The 18,030-nt window shown below is 64.3% G+C and carries 4 protein-coding genes; 1 reads left to right on the top strand and 3 read right to left on the bottom strand.

The window, feature by feature from the left end; genetic code table 11:
• Positions 1–43: 43 nt before the first annotated feature.
• Complete coding sequence (locus BLQ71_RS17260; RefSeq protein WP_133066172.1) at positions 44–13,369, top strand: hypothetical protein; 13,326 nt, start codon at positions 44–46, stop codon at positions 13,367–13,369.
• 118 nt (positions 13,370–13,487) lie between these two features.
• On the opposite strand, the gene BLQ71_RS17265 is transcribed toward BLQ71_RS17260, so the two are convergent.
• From BLQ71_RS17265 to BLQ71_RS17275, 3 genes are read right to left on the bottom strand one after another with little or no spacing between them, the layout of a single operon-like run.
• Entirely contained in the window at positions 13,488–14,240 is a 753-nt protein-coding gene (locus tag BLQ71_RS17265; RefSeq protein ID WP_074622595.1) for a hypothetical protein, read from the bottom strand.
• Positions 14,233–16,419, bottom strand: coding sequence for an AAA family ATPase (locus BLQ71_RS17270; protein WP_074622596.1), 2,187 nt, complete (start codon positions 16,417–16,419; stop codon positions 14,233–14,235). Before BLQ71_RS17270 ends, BLQ71_RS17265 begins: the two co-directional genes overlap by 8 nt.
• Before the next feature lie 57 nt (positions 16,420–16,476).
• Entirely contained in the window at positions 16,477–18,024 is a 1,548-nt protein-coding gene (locus BLQ71_RS17275) for a hypothetical protein (protein ID WP_133066171.1), read from the bottom strand.
• Positions 18,025–18,030 lie beyond the last annotated feature (6 nt).

Genomic DNA, 18,030 nt, shown 5'->3' on the forward strand with positions numbered 1-18,030 from the left:
CGCCTCGACGCAGGCCCTGGCGGCGGGGCTTGGACGACCTGACATGATCCGGAGGACAGAGGAGGTCTCGCTGGACCTTATGTTCCTGTTCCAGGAGATGCAGAACCTGCAGTCCAGCCTGCCGCTCGTCGCGGATCTCTGCGGGCAGGGGCCCCTGACCCTGGAGGCGCTGGGGCGTACGGACTGCCTGTCGGGATTGATCGATGCCGAACGCCGTGCATGGCGGGTGTCGGCCGAGATCGCGGCGCAGATGCACCAGGTGGCGGGCATGTCACTGGCCGCGCGCCTGCCGTTGCCGACCATTCCCGAGGAAGAGCGCACCGAGGAGAGCCTGCGCGAGGTCGAGCTGTGGTGGCGGTACGCGGCGCCCACGGCTTTCGAGGCGGTTTCGCGGATCGGGCGCGAGTGGATGAAACACCGGGGCGGCGAAGCCCCGGACCGGGCCTTGCGCCGGATGGCGCGCGCCTTGCAACAGATCGAGCGCGAACCGGCAATTGCCCAGTTGCGTAACACGTTGGGACATGTGCCCGACTATCGGGAGATGAGTGACGCCCTGCAGGTGGTCGTTAATCCGGATCAGGCACTGGAAGCCCGCGCAGAGGCCGCGATGCGATTTGCCGCCGCCTATGCGGACGCACAGGCCCTCGAACTGGGAACCCTGTTCTCGACGCCAGTAGCGGAGGCGGCCTGCCTCGAACGCCTGCCGGCCGGGATGATCGCCGCCACCCGGGTGGATGGCGCGCTTTGCGTGGCGGCCTTTGAACGGCTGGCCGAGGCGGCGCAGGCGGAGGCGGGAGAGGTCCTGAACGGCGCTTTCGGCGCGCTGGCCCGAGAGGTGACGGCCAGCGCCCGGCAAGACACGGCCTTTACGGCGGCGCTGACAGAGGCGTTCGAGGCCCGGATCCTGACCCTGCGGCTGATGCTGGCCAAGGTCGAGGCGATTCCCGCCGAAGTCGAGTCCTGTGCCGAGGCCGCGCGCCTGATGGCAGCGGCCGATGTCACGGAGAATGCGCGGCGCGGCGGGCTTGACCGTCAGCGCCTGCGATTGATGTCGGAACGCCTCTCCGCCGTGGCGCGGGTATGTGGAGCGCAGGCGGTCACCGACCAACTGGACACCCTGTGTGACCAGGCCCGCGATGCCATCTCCGGCCCGGCCCTGCGGTTGGAAAGGGCTCTTGCCGACGCGCCGCGTGCCTTGCCCGGATGCCCGCGCGCCGGCACCCCGGGCACTGGTCCGGAATGTGCTCGGGACAGGATGCAGGTGGCCTGGGAGAGGTTCGTAAAGGCCGTCGATGTTCCGCAGATCGCCGAGATCTGCAAGTTGGACCCGGATCGGACCCTGGCTGACTGGCAGGCGGCCTCGGACAAGCTGGGCGAGGAGGGCAAGGCGGCCCTTGATGCGCTGGTCGAGGGCGCATTGGCGACGATCCGGGAAGATGCGATCGACGACGTGCGCACTGCCTTGGACCGTATCCGTATTCCTGCCGAGATCGCGGAAGGCGTCGAGCAGGCCCTGGCCGGACTGTGCCGGATCAGTGATCCGGGGCTTGACCGTGCCGGATCTGTTGCGAGGCAACTGGGGGATGCGGTGCTGGCCGAGGTCGGTTTGCTGATCGACGGCAAACGGGCCGAGGAGCTGGAGCCGTTGTGCAGCCTTGTGGCACGGGGTGAGCCCGTCCTTTCAGGGGCTGAATTGTCGGACATCGCGGTCCAGGCGCTGGGCGACGAAGAGGATCAGAGGATCGCGGCGGCGAACCGCGTGCTGGCAGCGCTGAAGACCTTGGGTGACAAGGGGGACGGGTTGATCGGCCGTCTGAGCACGGCGGCCATTGTGCTTGAAGGGGCGGCGCTGCTCGACAATGCGGTGGCTCTTGCCGGAGAGGAGGTCCAATGCGGACCCACGGGTGGGCCCGATCGGTTGCCGGGGTTCGACATGGGCATCCTGTCCAAGGGCGTGACCCGAAGCTTGACGGTCGAGGAGGGCATCTGGGCGATCCGGATCGAAGCGGACCTGGAACTGGCGATTTGCGGTGAGCGCGCCACGAGCGCAGATCAATTGCAGCAGGTCCTGGGCGTCGCGACCGCGACGGCCAGGTTGAGCGAAACCATCGTCATCGGCGAGGAGACCTCGCCTGACGCGGTGCGGCTGCAACTGAGCGATGCAATGCGCAAGGCCGTCGCCGAGGCGCGCATCGAGGCAGATCCCGACAAGGTCGCCGCCCAGTTGAAGCGCATCGTTCAGGCGTCGGGCTTGAGGATGCAGGATTTCGGGGCGCTGAACCTCGCGCTGCTGGAAGATGCCAGTTTCGATCCCGACCACGGGTTGCAGCTGCGGTTCGCCGTGCCCGACCCAGTGAACAGGACCTACTGTCTCAGCGTGCCGATGTCGAAACCCGCCGCCGACTGCCCCTCTTTCGAAGAGGCGGACAAGGTGGCCCGTGACATCGCGCTGGCCCTTGCCGAAGCCGCGATAGAAGATCTGTTGACACAGATCGCGCCGGTGTTTGCCCGGGGCGTGGCAGAGATCGACGCGGCAACGGAATTGCGCGATCTTTTCTCTGAACATGCCGAGGCGTCGGTGGTTCGCCGGACTCACGGCGGAGAGGTGGTCACCGGCCTGCGCATTTCCGTTTCTGCCAGTGCCTTCCGGTCGCTGACCGATGATCTGGGCCTGCCCGAGTTGCGGGGCGCCTATGTGTTCGATCTGGTCCCGTCGGACCGGGGGATCGCACAGGTCCATGTAAAGGCCCCCACCTTCGATTCCGGGGATTTGCTGCGCGCGGCATTGGGTGACGTTTCCGACAAACTGCTTGTCTTCACCGAGGTGGGCGAACCGGGCAAGCCGCCCCAGGGCATGAACCTGTCCGGTCGCAACAGGGAACCTTGCCTCAACGCCTATGTGCATCGTGTCGATTTCGGCTCGACGGCGCCGATGCGCGGACAGTTGGGGTATTTCTGCCTGAGGCCCGAGCAGCCCGATCCCTGGCTGGTGGTCGATGGCAAGGTCAGCGTGACAAGTGTCGACGGCAGCTGGCAACTGGCCTTGCGGGGCGTCACCCAGGACAGCGCGGACACCGACGTCTTTGAGCTTGAGGTCCTGGTGACGTCGCTCAGCCCGCTGTTCGACGGGTTGCGCCGCGTGGAAGGATTGATCGAGGTTACCCTTCGTGACGGGCATTTCACCCTGCCGTGGGACAGGCCCGAGAATGCGGAACTTTACGCCTATATCGAGCGGTCGTTGAGTGCGCAGATGCCGCGCGGTGTCCGCATCCACGGTGTCAGGTTGTCCACGCGCGGCATAGACATTTCGATCGATCCAAGCGGGGCGGCGCAGGATGCCTGGAGAGACCTGCAGAACATGGCGCTGGCGCAAGACGGCCCCTGGCAAGACTGGGCCAGAGATGTCGGCGCGGCCCTTGAAGAGGGGGCAGATTACTTCTGTAATACGGCGGCGCCGTTGCTTCAGTTGGGGCAGACCATCGAAAAGGGCACTTTGGTCGCCCTGCCAGAGATCTGTGGCGGTGCGGTCAACAGCGAAGGTACGATCCGGCTGCGCGGGCCAGAGCTGATCGAATGGGCTTGCAGTGCGGCCGGTGTCGGCGCCGGGTCGCCGGTTTCGGACTGCTATGTGACCTTGCCCGAAGAATTGAATGTCTGCGGGCGGAACATCAACCTCGACTTCGTCTGGGCCGGAGACGGGGGCAACCGCGAGGTGACCTCTCGTGAACTCAGGGATTGTCTCGAAGACCAGGTCGAGGCCCTTTTGCCCGAGGAGGTGGTATCGGTTGAAGGCGTCGAGCTTGGCTTCGAGGGAACCTGTGCCAGCTCGATGGACCTGGTCGATTGTGCCGTGATCGCCCGGATCGAGGTCTCGCTGGAGGACCTGATCGCGGATTACGAGGTCATGGGGGCCGACCTGCTTGCGCGGATCGGCGGTGACGACGGGGCGTGTCACCTGTCCGGGGGGGCGCTCTGGGCGACGGGCGTGGTCTCACTGGACGGGATGCTGCGCTTTGGCAGCGGCGATGCGGGGCTGGACGCTCTGGAAAGCCAGTTCCGCGCCTGCGTGCAGGCCCTGGCCGCAGCAGCGGCCGAGGTTGCGCTGAATGAGGTCAGCAAAGAGCTGGGCAGCGCGCTCTCGCTGGACGAGCTTTACGATGCCCTGGCCCAGGGGGGCGGGACGGTGCTGGATGGCACCCGGCATACCCTGGATGCCGCGCTGGGCGGGGATGTCGCCTGCCGGTTGAAGGGCCGCGATGCGGACTGCGGTGCCCTGACCGGGCCCGACGTCCGCGACGGCACCGTGACCGGGGCGGAAATGGTCGCCCAGTTTGACTGGCTGGATCAACGCCTGGCGCTGAAGGCGGATTTCGCTTGGAATTCGACCCTGATCGACGCGGGTGACCTGCGCCTTGATTTTTCGGACGGTGACGACCCGGCGGACCAGGTAAGGACCCGGGCCGTGAAATGGGCCGAACAGCAATGGCGGCATTGGGCGGATCCCGCCGATGCAAGGCTGTCCCTGTCCTGTCCCGGTACGCAGGATGACGACTGCCTGAACGAGTTGGCGCGCAAACTCGCGCGCAGCCTGTCCGGCGAGGTCCTGCGCTACGAGGGAGGGGCGACCCTGTCCCAGAGCGACACGACATTCGTGCTTTCGCTGCCCTTTATCGCGCAACTGGACCTGCTGGACCTGCGGGCGAATTTCGTCCTGCGCTGCACCCTGGACGTCAAGGCGTTTCCGAAGGTCGGCGCGCCGGAGTGTGACACCAAGGGCGCCAATCCCGAAGACCTGGTCATGCAGGCCCTGGCCAATGCTCTGGGACAGTCCGGCGTGCTGAATGCGGGGGACCGGATCGACCTGGCCATTCTTGAACTGACAATCGTGACCCGGCCAGCCTATGACCCGGTCACGCGCAAGATCGCCGTCACCGCCGAGGCCGGTTTTGCCAATCTCGGTCTGAGTGAAACGGTTCCCGCAAGGATCACGCTGGACCGTAACCTGAAGGTCGACGTGGATGTCGACGCAGAGGTCCTGGCGAGCAAGGTCACCGAGCAACTGGCCTCGGCCATCAACGATCTTGTCGGTGATTATGGTATCGAGATCATCAAACTGTATCCGCGTCCGCTCAGCGGAGGTTTGCCCACCGAACTGGTCATAGAAAGCCAGGCCAATATTGCCGGCTTCTTCGCGATCAGCGCGCCGACGGTCGTTCTGTCGGACAACGGCCTGAACGTCGAAGGCCCCAACCGGTTCGCAATTGCCTTTCCCGACGGCATTTCGATCCCGATACCTCCGATTGCGATCTGTCCGAACGGGGGCGCCATCGAGGACACCAAGCTGTCGATCTTTGCCGCCATCACCGTGGGTGAATGCAGTGCCAGCTACCTGCTGAATTACCGCGGCAGCGTGACGGTGGATATCGAACGGCCACTGAGGGTCGAGACCGAAGGCTCTTTGACCCTGCTCAGCATCATCCCGCTGGGCAGCAACGAGGGCTTGATGGACCTCGGTATCCCCCTGATCGAGCAGCGCGCCGAGATCGGCGGCGCTGTGTCCGACATCTTTGCCATGCGATCGGAATTCAAGATGGACGGCCGGACCCTGACGGTCGAGGCCGATGGCGACGTCAAGGTGTTCCGTGCGCCGGTGGGCGCAGGGACCTTCCTGCTGGACCTGGACGAGGGCATTCTCGACAGCACGCTGAAGTTCGATGTCGGGTTCGCCAAGGGTGACGGCGCCGTGCGCACCCAGTCCGGTTTTTCACGGCCCGAGGCGATGGCAAAGACCAGCATGTCCGTGGCAGGTTTCGATGCATTTGCCGCGGATCTGATGGCGCGCACCAACCTTCTGCGGACGCGGCTCAGCGTGCTGGGACTGCGGCTGACCGTTGTCTTTCCGGGCCTCGACGCGTTGAACCCTGACAAGATCGCCGACCTCATCAAGGATCTGCTGACGCCGAACTTCGAAAACCTGGACAAGGCCCTGGCCGCACTGCTGAGCGGCAATGTGACCATCAATCCCTTTGGCGATTTCGGGTCCGGTGGCGATGGCATGGGCGGCGATGGTGACGGCGACATGGGTGAAAGCGCCGAGGGCACCGGTGCGAGCGACCCGGGCGATGGTCTGGGCGACTCTGCCGATGCGCCTGCCCCCGATCAGGGGGAGCCGGCAGAGGTTCCCCTGGGTGGAACCCCCGGCATCCTGGGCGTCAAGACCGCCGAACTGTGGTTCCTGCCGTTGCAGGGCGACGCTGCCGGCCTGGTCCAGATCGGTACCGGTCCGCGCGGCACGCCGGACGAGGAGAAGGTCGCTGTGGCGCGAATTGCCGATGGCCATTTCGCCCCCGACGGCAAACCGCTGGGGCGTACCTTGTCGCTCTTGCCAGCGGGTTACAGCCAGTTGCAGGGCGGGACCATCGCCGAAGGTGGCGGCTGTGCCGCCGGTCGGGGCGATATCGTCTACCTGTACAGCGGCGATAAGGTCCCCCGTCGCGGGTTCTATGAACCCTGCCGTATCACCGGGCCGGATGGGCGCCCGCTGTCGGGCCTGTCGAACCTGGATGCCGAATTGCGCCGGGATATCATTGGCTTTCATGGGGCGCTGATCAGCGAGATGGGCGTGCGCCCCGAAGAGCCTGACGGCGATTACGGCCGGCTGATGCTGCGGGCCCGCATCGTGGATGCACAGGCCGACCACGGCCTGCGTGGCATGATCGGGTTTCAGCGGGTGGACGAATTGCTGATCGCCATGCGCGGCGCGCTGGACCCGGAGGCCGCGTGTGGTACCTCCGCCGCCCCGGTTCCCGGGGGAGAAATGAAGTCCAAGATCTTCTGGCTGACCGGGATGCGCAAAGGGGACATCGACAACCCTGAAACGGTACTGCAATCGGTGCGGGCGCTGTGGAATTGCGACGAGGGCACGCTTGCGCGGTTCGACCCCGAGAGCAAGCGCCTCGCCACGGCGGAGATCCTGTCCAAGAGCGGCGAAAAGGGATTCGAGCGGGTGTCCAAGATGGACCCGCCCAAAGACCCGCCGGTGACGCCGCCACCCTGGTGCTGCGGGGACGAAGACCCCGAGCCGACCCCGGTTCCGCCAACGCCGACACCCATTCCTCCGATCATACCCTGCGAGACCGGCTGCACCTCTGGCGTGCGCTTTGGGCCCGAGTCCGAGTTCGGTTGCGGTGTCTGGATCGACGACCGCCTCTCGGGCCGGTTTGCAGCGGGCAACCTTGGGGGAGAGGGCTGTGCGCCAGGAGAGAGCGCGCGCGCCCTGAACGCCGTGCCGGGCGGGTACTATCCCCTTGTCCTGGCGGGCGCAGAGAACAAGGCGCGATTGGCGCTGGCGCATGTGGAAAGTGGGTTCAGTGTCACCGCATCGGAAATGGCTTTTGTCACTGGCATGGATTTTGTCCCCGCCCAGTCCGACATGATGAACGGGTTTCTGCGGGTTTACGGGCGGGCGGACCCCTCCGGTCTTGAGAGCGCGCGGCTGTTGTCGATTTCCGCGCAGATCGAGGCGCTGGAGGGGCCGCACCCCTCGGGCGGGCGGCTTTGGTCCCTGCGGTCCGAACACGCTGCCTGGACGATCCGCCAGGCGGGGAACCGGATGGACGACGCCCGGGCGACGGCGGCGGTCGGCGTGCTGACGAAGGACGTGCGGGCGGTCGAGGTGCTGGATGACGCCCGGATGCTCGTGGAACGGCCTACGGGCTTGTGGCCGTACCGCTGGACGGGCGAGCGTTGGGAAGCGCTTGCAGAGGTATTGCGTCGACCGGGCACGGCGATGCTGGAACGGGACGTGGCGCTGGAACTCTATGACCGGATCCCGCAGGCGCCCGAGGCCTATCACAAGGTGCGGATCGTCGACTACGACCCGGCCATCAGTGCCTGGGCCTATGCCATCGGTGATGCCAATGGTGTGCCCGGGCGAATGGTCATTCGGAGAAGCGTCCGGGAAACCTCGGCCTTGGCACCGGAAATCCAAGGGATCTTGAATACGAAAAATCAGGATCATTTTTCGTATTCCGAGGAAAGGGATGCAATTTGGCTGAGGCTGATCGTTCCCGATGATGCAACGATGGCTGCGATTGGTGCGCGGGTCATTGGTGCGCCTGACTTGCCCAGAGTGTGCGTTTATTCGCCGAATGGGGCATTGATCCGCGGTCATCACTACACGGTTTCTGACTTGTCGGTCATGCGCTGGACAGTTCAGGAAAACGCGCGCAGTTCACTCGTCAAAGTCGACAATTTTCGGCGGGGACAAACGGTCATAGTTTCTCGAAGGCTGGAGACCAGGACGCCGAATATCAGCCGCTCCGACGTGATGAGCGGTTGCGTCGACAGTGAAACCAAAGGGGGGCTGGACTACTTCGGCCCTGACCCGCAGGTGACCGAAATCGCGGGTCTTGCATTGGCGCTGGAACGGGAGGGGGCCCTGCGGGCGCTGGCCGGGGACATGCTCGAAAACCCGGACAAGAGCGGGCTTGAGCTGTTCGAACGGGTCACTGTCGATCGCGGCGGCGCAGCTGTTGCCCGCAGCCTGTATCTTGCGGAAACGACCGGTGACGCACTGCTGTTCCACAGGTTCATGCCTGGCAAGGATGGGGTCGATGAGATCGGCGCCATCGCGCGGTTTGCAGCGACACCGCCGCCGCGCCATGCCTGGCCGGCGCTTGCGAAAGAACTGGATACGTCCGACGCCCCCGCGCCGACGATCACCGGCAGCGCGGTCACGATCCCCGTAGTAGAGGTCGACGAGGCCTGGCAAACGCCGCTGCCGCGTCATGAGGGCAACGGGCGCATCGTGTATTTCCTGAGCGACGACAAGAGCCGTTCGGTCGAGCTTGACGGCGCATTCGCCAATGATCGCAACATCGCGGCGGCCGTGCGCTACCTTTTGGAAACCGGGGCACGTCGCCTGACGCTGCTTCGCAACGAGCCGCCGGTTGCCGAAGTGCGCCAGCAGCTGTGCGGCCCCGGCGGGGCCTGTGCCGGCGAACTGGTGCGGCTTGCTCTGGGCGGGCAAACCGCCGTCACCTTGCCCCTGGTCCTGCAAGAGCCGCGCGGGGCGGGTATGGAGAGTGTGGTTTCGATCTTTGCCCGGTTGGCAGAGGAAAGCCCGGACAGGCTGAACGACAGGTTGCCAACCGGCGACCCCTGGGCGCAGCCCGGCGCCCGCGTTCTGCGCCTGACCCGGGACGGGCCAGCGCATGTCATCGCCGACGATGGACGCTGGGCCTGCCTCGATCTCGACAGGGCACTTGCGACCGCGCCGCAGGTGCGCAGCGCGCTTGCCAACTGGCCGTCGGCCCAGCTTTTGCCGGCGCAGACGGCCGCGCCCTGCGATGATCCGCAGGCGGTGACCTGGCGCATCGCCGCCGCCCGCAAGGCGTCCGGGGTGGGGCTGCTCTATCGCCTGGGTGCTGATCAGCCGCTGGATCTTCTGGCACTGAGCGAGACGGCCCCGCGCGTAACGACGCCCGCCCCGGTTCGCGATGCGATGAAAGGCGCGCTGGTCGAGGCCTTGCGCGACCGGATCGGACAGCGGGATGACCTGTCTGTCGTCACCCCCGGCACGGCTCCGACACATATCGATCCGGTTGGGCTTGTCGTCCTTCAGGTGACACGGCCGGGCGGAAAACTGGCCTGGGTGGCGGGCTTTCACCTGCCAAACCCCGATCCGACGGTGCCAGAGCCGCTGAACTGCGTGCTGGGTGAGGTTTCCGCCGAGGTCAGTCGCCCCCTAACCGAGGAGGAAAAACGGATGATGGTCGACCTGGTGGTCGGTGTCATCGATCAACCGGATCAGACCGCCTGCCCGACGGTGGAACGGCGCAGCATCAACCTTGTCGACGGGTCCGGGGGACCGCAGATCTGGATCGAGTACCCGGATCGAAAATCGCCGGGACCCGAGATCAAGAGCATGTTGCAACGCAGCCGCCACGCGCAGGTGACCTCGCCGGCATCGCCGCTGCCGGTCGACGTTTTCTACCGGCAGTTCGACCTGTTCGGAGGCAATGCGAGCCTGCGACTGGACACGCGCCTGTTCGACCAGCTGGAAGAGCCGAGAGCGCGCGCGGTGAGGGACGGGGTACAACGTGCCTTGCTGGAGCTGGCCAAGGCGGCGGGCGACAATCGCGTTCCGGACGCGACGCTTTATTGCCGGCCCGATTGCCGCCAGCTTGTCGGTGTGACGTCGCACGGTGACGGCATGGCGGTCTTGGCGCCGCAGGACGGGCAGGGAGTGCGGATCGTGGTGCTGGAGGATGCGCCACGCCAGTATCCCGACCATGTAGACGGCTTGTCGGCAGGGCTTGCAAGGGTCCATTTCGCGGACTGCGCAGACGCCCTGTGTCTTGCCCGGTTCAGCCTTGGGGTTGCGGGCGGTGCCATCGCGGCGGGAGAGTTGCCCCAAGGCAAGGTCTATGCGCGGTCTGCCAGCGGTACGGACCTGCGCTCTCTCGGTGTCCTGCCGTTGACGCAGGCCACCGGTGACCTTTCCGAGGTCGAAGGGGCGATGCGCTCGGTGCTTCTGGGGCGGATCGCGGCCCGCGGGGCGGCGTTTTCCGTGACGCCGCTGGTGGGGGGCGAATGGGCAGAGCCGGTCGCGCCGGTGCTGCTGGCCTTCCCTGTCGGTGGCGCGTCCCTGACCCGTCATCAGGCGGTCTTTGCCAATGGCGAAAACGGTCCTGCCTTTCACGTGTCCGAGACATCGTTGCCGTCTCCTTTCATTCGAACCGCACGGCAGAGCCTCATGGCCGATGGCGTCGATTGGGGGGCATCGGATCACCTGTTCTGGATGATCGGGGCGCCCTCTGGGGCGCCCGTTCTCTTTTCGCTGGAAGGGGAGCCTGAACGCGATGTTTTGTCGGTGCTGAACCGTCTTGATGCCGATCTCGCCCCCGCAATGACATTCGAAACGCCCTGTCACATCCCTGTGGAGCTGGGGGCGATGACCCTGACGGGGTTGGATCGTTTCGGGCCGCCGGTGTCTGCCGTATCCTGTCATCCGGTCAGCCCGGCGCTGGTATTTTTGGCCAACGACATGCCAGAGGCCGTCGTCGTGTCATTCCGGGGGGCGGCGCAAGTGACCATGTCGGGCCCGGCCGAAGACATTGCCGCGGGTGCCGCCGACCGTGCCGCACGACTGGCGCAGATGTCGGGCCCGGCGCTTGACGCCGGGATCGGGACCTTCGAGGTCGTGGCGACAGGGGATGGCACACTGATAGCCGCCAGCCGCCCGCCGGTCGGGGCCGAGCGGCTGATCTGGCGGCAAGCGCCGGATCTGACGGTCGAGCGTCTTGGCGGCTTTGTCGGGGCCGACCTTGAAGACGCCGACCACCAGCTTCTGCTGGTCGACCTTCGCGGGGTGGCAGATTTCAAGCCGCGTGGCGCGTTTCTGACGGTTGGGGAGCGACAGGGCGTTTTCTTTGACGGCAGGCATCTGAACGTGCCGGGGCAACAGGAGGTCATTCGCCGGTTTGCCTATCTCGGAACAGATCCCGTGAGTCCGGAAGATGATCTGCACCGGATCGCGAAATACCTTGAGGACACCGCCGACGCGTCTGTTCCCGACCAAAGCCATATTGCACATTCGTCGGGGCCGCTTGTCATTCTTGACCACGTGGCGGACCTGCTGGTGCGGGGGTGGGTTCAGCCCGCGCAAGGAGACTCACGATTGCTGGTGACGCCGGAGGCTTGGCCGGAGCAAGTCCCTGCGGGTGAGGTCGACTGGGTTGCCGGGTTTCTGTTGGGCGTGCTGGAACGTGGCAAAGACCTGCGGGCCTTTATCGGTCCCGAAGCTGGGGTCTTTGCCGCCTGTAGTCGTGCGTCACCGACCAGTCTGAGCCTGGATTTGGGGCAACCCGGGCCTTTGGACGTGACCCGCCAAGGAGAGCAGGTCTTGGTCAGCCTGGCCGGTCGCAGCTGTGACACCGCAAGGCGCCACCTGGGGTATGCAGTGCGCACCGTGCGCGCGAAACCGGACTACCATGCGCTGCACCTGCGCCCCGGGCGAAGCCCGACAGTGCCAAACCTTGTTATTGCCCAACAGGCAAAGTCGGATCCGGTGCAGGAGCTCTGGGGGGGCGTCACCGATCAGGAGTTCCTCTGTCGTGCCAGGCTTGACCCGGAGGCCGAGGTCATCGGCGGCTTGGCTGACTGGTTGTTGTCGGGCAAGGCGCCCTGTGACTGGGCGATTCACGATGCGGCGGGTAAGACCGCTCTTGTGTCAGGTCAGGGAGAGCTGGCGGTGATCGCCGGCAATCGTTCCCGGTCTGTCGAGGCGACTGCGCTGGCAGATGAACATCGGCTTTCCACCCTGACATGGTTCAGCGAGGCCGGGCTAAGAGCCTGCGCTGCGAGGCTTTCCCTGTCAGGCCCGCTGGCGACGGGGGCGCGCATCATCGACGATCCCTGCGGTTCACTGGCGATTGCCACGACAGCGGACCCGAGCTTTCGGCCCTTGGTGACGCGGGCACGGCCCGGCGTAGACCCGCTTGATCGCGCTTTGCTTGAGCGCCTCGCCACCGTCCTGGCCACTTCGGCAGAACCCGGCGAAGCGGCACCGTTTTGGCTGGACTTTCCTTACCAGACGCGTCGGACCGTGGTTGCCATTTTCGACGATCCCAAAGCCTCGGAGGTTCTCTTGCTTGGGTCGCGGGGCTGTGCCTGGGTGACCTTGGCCGGGACAACAGGGGTGGATGAGCTGGCCAGATTGCTGGAGCCCGGATTGCCGGGAAGCACGCCCCGGCATATCCAGGTGCAAACGCAGTCTCTTCTTGGTCCCTGGGGGGCGGTGACCCTGGTAGCTCAACGCCCGGATACGGCCTGTGCCAGGTCCGGGCGTGTGGACATGACCCCGCCGGGTTTGGTGATCTACAGCGACAAGTCTCCGCCGTGGACGTTTCGCGGCAACCGCCCGCATGTTGACCATGCATGGTACCCGCTTGACCTGACGGAGACGCCCCGGCAAGTCATCGCCGGCATGGCCACGAACACCAAAGTGGCGGAATATGTCGGCCATCAACTGCGTCCGGGGATCGGGCGCCGCGTATTATGGTTCAGTCCCGCGTCTGACCCGGCTCAGGACAAGGTCCGATACGTCTTGACCTGGGATAGCGACAAAGTGCTGTGCTTTGCCTTGCTGCACAGTCAGGACGAAGGCGCCGCGATTACGCGCGCCGGGTTCGAAAAGGCGGTCCGCCAATTGACGTCACAAGGTTATGGTCCTGAAGAGCTGATCAAGGCGTTGAACACTCTCGAAGGCGGGACGCCGAACGAACGCTGGTACGAGCCGCTTGCCGCCGATCCCAGGGGGCTGTTGGTCCGCGAGGCGGCCCCTGGGTGCCCACTGCAGGGGTGATCACGGCGTCCGGGCTAAGCGCAGTCGCTTGCCAGGTATCCGATTGAAACCTGTTGGGCTCGCTGGATCGGCAAGGGAGGCGGAAGATGGACAATTCAGGACAATTCCGCCGCGTGGTTCAGCGCAGGCGCGCAGAGGCCAGCCCGTCCAGGACGTCCGTAGCGTTTGACCCGTTGATGGGCTGGCAGACGGCCCGAAAAATCATCGGGTAGATATCGAGCGATTTGACGCGCCGCCCGTAGTACCTGACCTTGCACCCGTTTTCCTCGGATACGAAGGCGCCGGCCAGTTCGCCGGGGTCATGTGGCTGGAAGTACTTGAGGTACGACCGGACATCCAGAAAGAGGCTGTCTCGCATCCGAAACTCGACCGAGTCGAATTGCGCCTCGCAGGGGTACTTGCGGCAGGCATAGACGGTCAATTCACCCGGGCGGCCCTCGACAGGGTCAGGCTGGCTGAAGATCAGCACCTCTTCGCGCGAAAACAGCGTGATTGCGGCCGCGTCATAGGCCAGGCGTGCGCCTATGGGAATAGCATGCACGACCAGGTGAAACCCCAGGAAGATCGTGAACAGCGACAAGGCGACAAAGGCCGCGGCGCCGCGCGGCTTGCTGTATTGCTCGCCTCGGAAAGAGAACTTTCGGAACATCCAGCGGCACAGGCGCCAATACCAGCGGAACGGACGGTTGAAGACGTGCCAAGTCGGTCGAAGGTAGCGTTGCCAGACGATCCGTGCCGTGCCGATGAAACGATCCAGGAATAAGCCGATGGGGCCAAGACCCCGCGTCCCACGGTCTTGCTGCGCGGCTTTTTCCGCTTTGCGTTCGCGGATCAGTTGCTCTGCACGGGTTACCGGATCGTCGTCAGCCATATGTCAGCTCCACGCGGCCGCCGTCTTCCGCAGAATAACCGATGACGAGCGTGCCTTCGGTGTCGGGACTCGACAGGATCTTGCGGGCCACTTGCGGATAGACTTGGGACGCAAAAAAACCGGGGATGCCACGCGCGCCGTGGACAGGGTTGTACTGATCGGCGCACAGGGCCGAGACCTGCTCGGGCGCCATCTTGATTGAGACTGCATGGCCAGAGGACTGGATGCGCGTATTGACCTTGGAGATCTCACGTGCGGCGATCTTTTCGATCAATGCCAACGGCAAGGCCTTGAACCCGATGATGTTCTGGCGCCCGTTGAAACGGTTGAGGAATTCCGGGCGAAAGGTCTTTTCCAGCTCCAGCATCGTTTCGGACATGGCGCTTTCGTAGGTCAGGGTCTGATCCAGAAAGTACGGTTGGCCGATGTTTGTCGTCATCAGGATCAGCGTGTTCGCAAAGCTGACGGTCAACCCGCGGTTGTCCGTCAGGCGGCCATCGTCCAACACCTGCAGGAAGACATTGAAGACGTCGGGATGCGCCTTCTCGATCTCGTCGAAGAGGATGATCGCATGCGGATTCCGGCGCACCGAGTTGGTCAGGATGCCCCCGGCCTCGTATCCCTCGTAGCCCGGAGGGGCCCCGATCAGCTTGGCGAGGGCGTGCTTTTCCATGTATTCGGACATGTCGAAGCGCAGCATGGCCTTTTCGCTGTCCTTCAGAGCCATCGCCATCGCCTTGGCGATTTCGGTCTTGCCGACGCCCGAGGGGCCGCAGAACATGAACGAGCCTTGTGGCTTGTCCGGCTCCTTGAGCCCGGCATTGGCCATCAGAACGGCACCGACAAGCGTGTCGACCGCGTGATCCTGGCCAAAAACCCGGGCTTTCAGTGTTGCGTCGAGGGTCAGCAGTTTTTCACGTTCGTCCTGATTGAGCTTGTCCGCGGGGATGCCCGAAATCGCTGAAAACTCCAGCGTCACGGCCTGTGCCGATAGCTCGAGGCCGGCGTTCATCTCGGCTTCCAGCGCCTCGAAGGCGGATTTATTGCCTTCGATCGCCTGGGAGGCTTCGCGGATTTCTCCTTGAATGCGTGCCTCTTCGCGTGACCCGAAGCCTGCTCCGGTCAGCCGGGCGGAAAAGGCGGGCGGCTCTGCAGCAACGGGTTCAGGAGATTTTTCGGCTCGTGCGCGTTCCTCCGAAAGCTGTTCCTCGAGAGCCAGCAAGAGTTCCTCGCCGGACTTCTGGGCGCGCCGCAGCGCAGACAGTTTGTCGATCTTGGCGGTCCAGTCGGCCCTGGCCTCTACCTGCGTAGCGACAAGAGTGGCGCGCTGCGCCTGGAGTTGGGGCGTTGCCCCCTTGGCCAGCGCGGTGTCAAGCTCCGAGAGAGTGGCCTGCAGCCTGGCCAGATGCGGCGGCGTATCATGGGCCGACTGGCGATAAGCGGTCAGGGCGCGGTCGATCAGGTTGAGTGTCCGTTCGGGTTGGGCGCGCGACAGAGACAGGTCGGAAACGTGGTACTTGGCCGTCAGGTCAAGCGCGGCCGTTATGGCATCTTCGGACACCGGCACGCGGTGGTGTGCGGTCAACCGTTCGGATCCGACGCGAATGATCTCGCGCAGTGCGTCGCCGGCGGGTTCCCGTACCTCCATCAGGGTAAAGACTTCGCGCATGTTCGAATGGCACTTGAGGACGATTTCAAGGTCTTCGTCCCGTGCCTCAAGAATGCTCTGATAGCGTCCCTGCATCACATCGCGCATGATGGCGTTGATCAGATGGGTGCAGCCGTTGTTGCGGGCGGCGTCGATGAAATCGCGGAAATCGTCGATGACCAGGACCGATTGCGCCGTACGCAGCAGGGTGCGCCGCAGCTTGTCGAAGCCTTCAGTGATGCGTGCGTGCGACCCCGAGGAAAACAGGCCGTCCGTATCGAGCCAGAAAAACCGCTTGGACAGGATGTCGAACGGCAAGGAGGCATCGGCCTTGGCGGCCTCGAGCCCCAGGCAGATCGACGAGGCGCCCACGCCGCCAGGCCCGACCATCAGCACGTTGGATGCATGTTTTCGCATGAGCATCCCGCAGATTTGGCGCAGTTCGGAACCGCGCCCGACTAGGCGGAAATTCCTGCGGCGGCCAAGCAGATCGGCGCCGCGGATCAGGAAATCTTTGACGGTGTCAGGCATGCTCGGCTCCGGCAGGACAGATGACGAGGGGCAGACCAGGGCGGGATGCGGAACAGGTCAGGACTTGCCCAGTCCAAAGGGGTTGGGCGGTGCGTTCCGCTCTTCGGCTTCTTGCGCGACGTCTGCCGGCGAAGGGTTGCGCGTGCCGCCCTTGCCGCCGGCCACGTCTGCCGCCACCGACAGGGATTCCTTGACCGCGGCCTGCGTCTCGGCGGTCTGCCGTTCGATCTGGGCCAGGAGGTCCTTGGTCTCGGTCAGCCCTTCTCGGGTGATATGGGTCGCGGCCTTGATCGTCTCGCCGTATTCCGAGAGTTCGGACAGGGCATTCGTCAGGTCCTGGTTGATCTCTTTCGTCCCCAGGGCGACGCGGATCACCTCACGCTGGCCAAGCTCGGACGTCGTTCGGTTCATCCGTTCGAGCGACATTTTGGCAGCCTCCGAGCTTTCACCAAGCGCCGCAGCCGAAACCGCCTGCAGAACCGTCGAAAGCTGGTCGGCGACGCCCGCAACACCAGAGGTGTGGAGTTGCCGGGTCTTGGCCACCTGCTGCGCGTTCGCATCCTTCATCGAGTGTATCCGGTGTCCCGACGCGGTCAGTTCAGCCAGGACCGAAGTGGTGTCCACGTTCGAGCGACCGAGGTTCGAGATGTAGTCGTTGATGTCGCGTTCCAGTCGTTCCTGTCCCAGACGTTCCAGATCGCTTTCCGCGGCGTCGATGGCAGAGCGGATTTGCTGACGGCGGGTTTCGTTGGCGCCATCGACCTGCTTGGTCGCGTCGGACAGGATCGCGTACATCGAGCGCATGGTGAAATTGGCCTCGTCGAGGTTGTCGATCTGGCCGTTCATCTTGGTGAAATGCCCCAGAACCGAGGACACCCTGTTTTCGGTGGTGTCGATGAAATCCTGGGCCGAACCGACCAGCGCCTCTTGCCGGGCCTTGTGTTCATCCGAAGTGATGTCCAGAAGTTCGCGCAGTTTCTCCTTTTCCGCGGCGAATTCCGCGAATTCCGAATTGGCCGGGGCCTGCGTCTCCAGTATCTTGATCTCGTCGAGCAGGCTTTGCATCGCGTCGGTATGTTCGTCGATCAGCGCGTCGTTGGCTGCAATCTTTTCCAGCGCGCTTTTCTTGGTGCCGCCAAGCCCGAAAAAACCCTTGTCCTCGCGCAGCATGCCATTGTCAGTCTTCAATCCACGGACTTTGGACTCCAACTGGCTCAGCGTTTGCTTGAGGTCTGCCTTTTTGGTTGTGCGCTCCTTTTCCAGTTCGCGTTCGCGCAACAATTCCTCGAAGATATCGTAAGTCACTCCGTTCATGCGCAACGTGTAAACCGCATCGACGATATCCGTCAGCGGCGCGATCTGGTCTTCGAATGTCAAAAGGGCGGTATTGATCTGTTCGAAGACGTCCTTCAGTTCGCCGAAAGCCTCGGTGTCGGTGAGCGCGATGATTTCCTGCGCCATGCGCTTGCGTTCGAACTGGAGGTATTCTTTGAAGGCATTGAATTCAGACAGGTTTTCGCGCGCTTCGGACCGATCGTCGGTGAAGGTCAGTGCCTGTGTTACCCGCGCCAGCTTGTCTTGTGGCGCCAGGCCTTCGTCAAGCATGATCTT

The organism is Antarctobacter albus (genome assembly GCF_900101505.1).
GTDB lineage: Bacteria > Pseudomonadota > Alphaproteobacteria > Rhodobacterales > Rhodobacteraceae > Antarctobacter > Antarctobacter albus.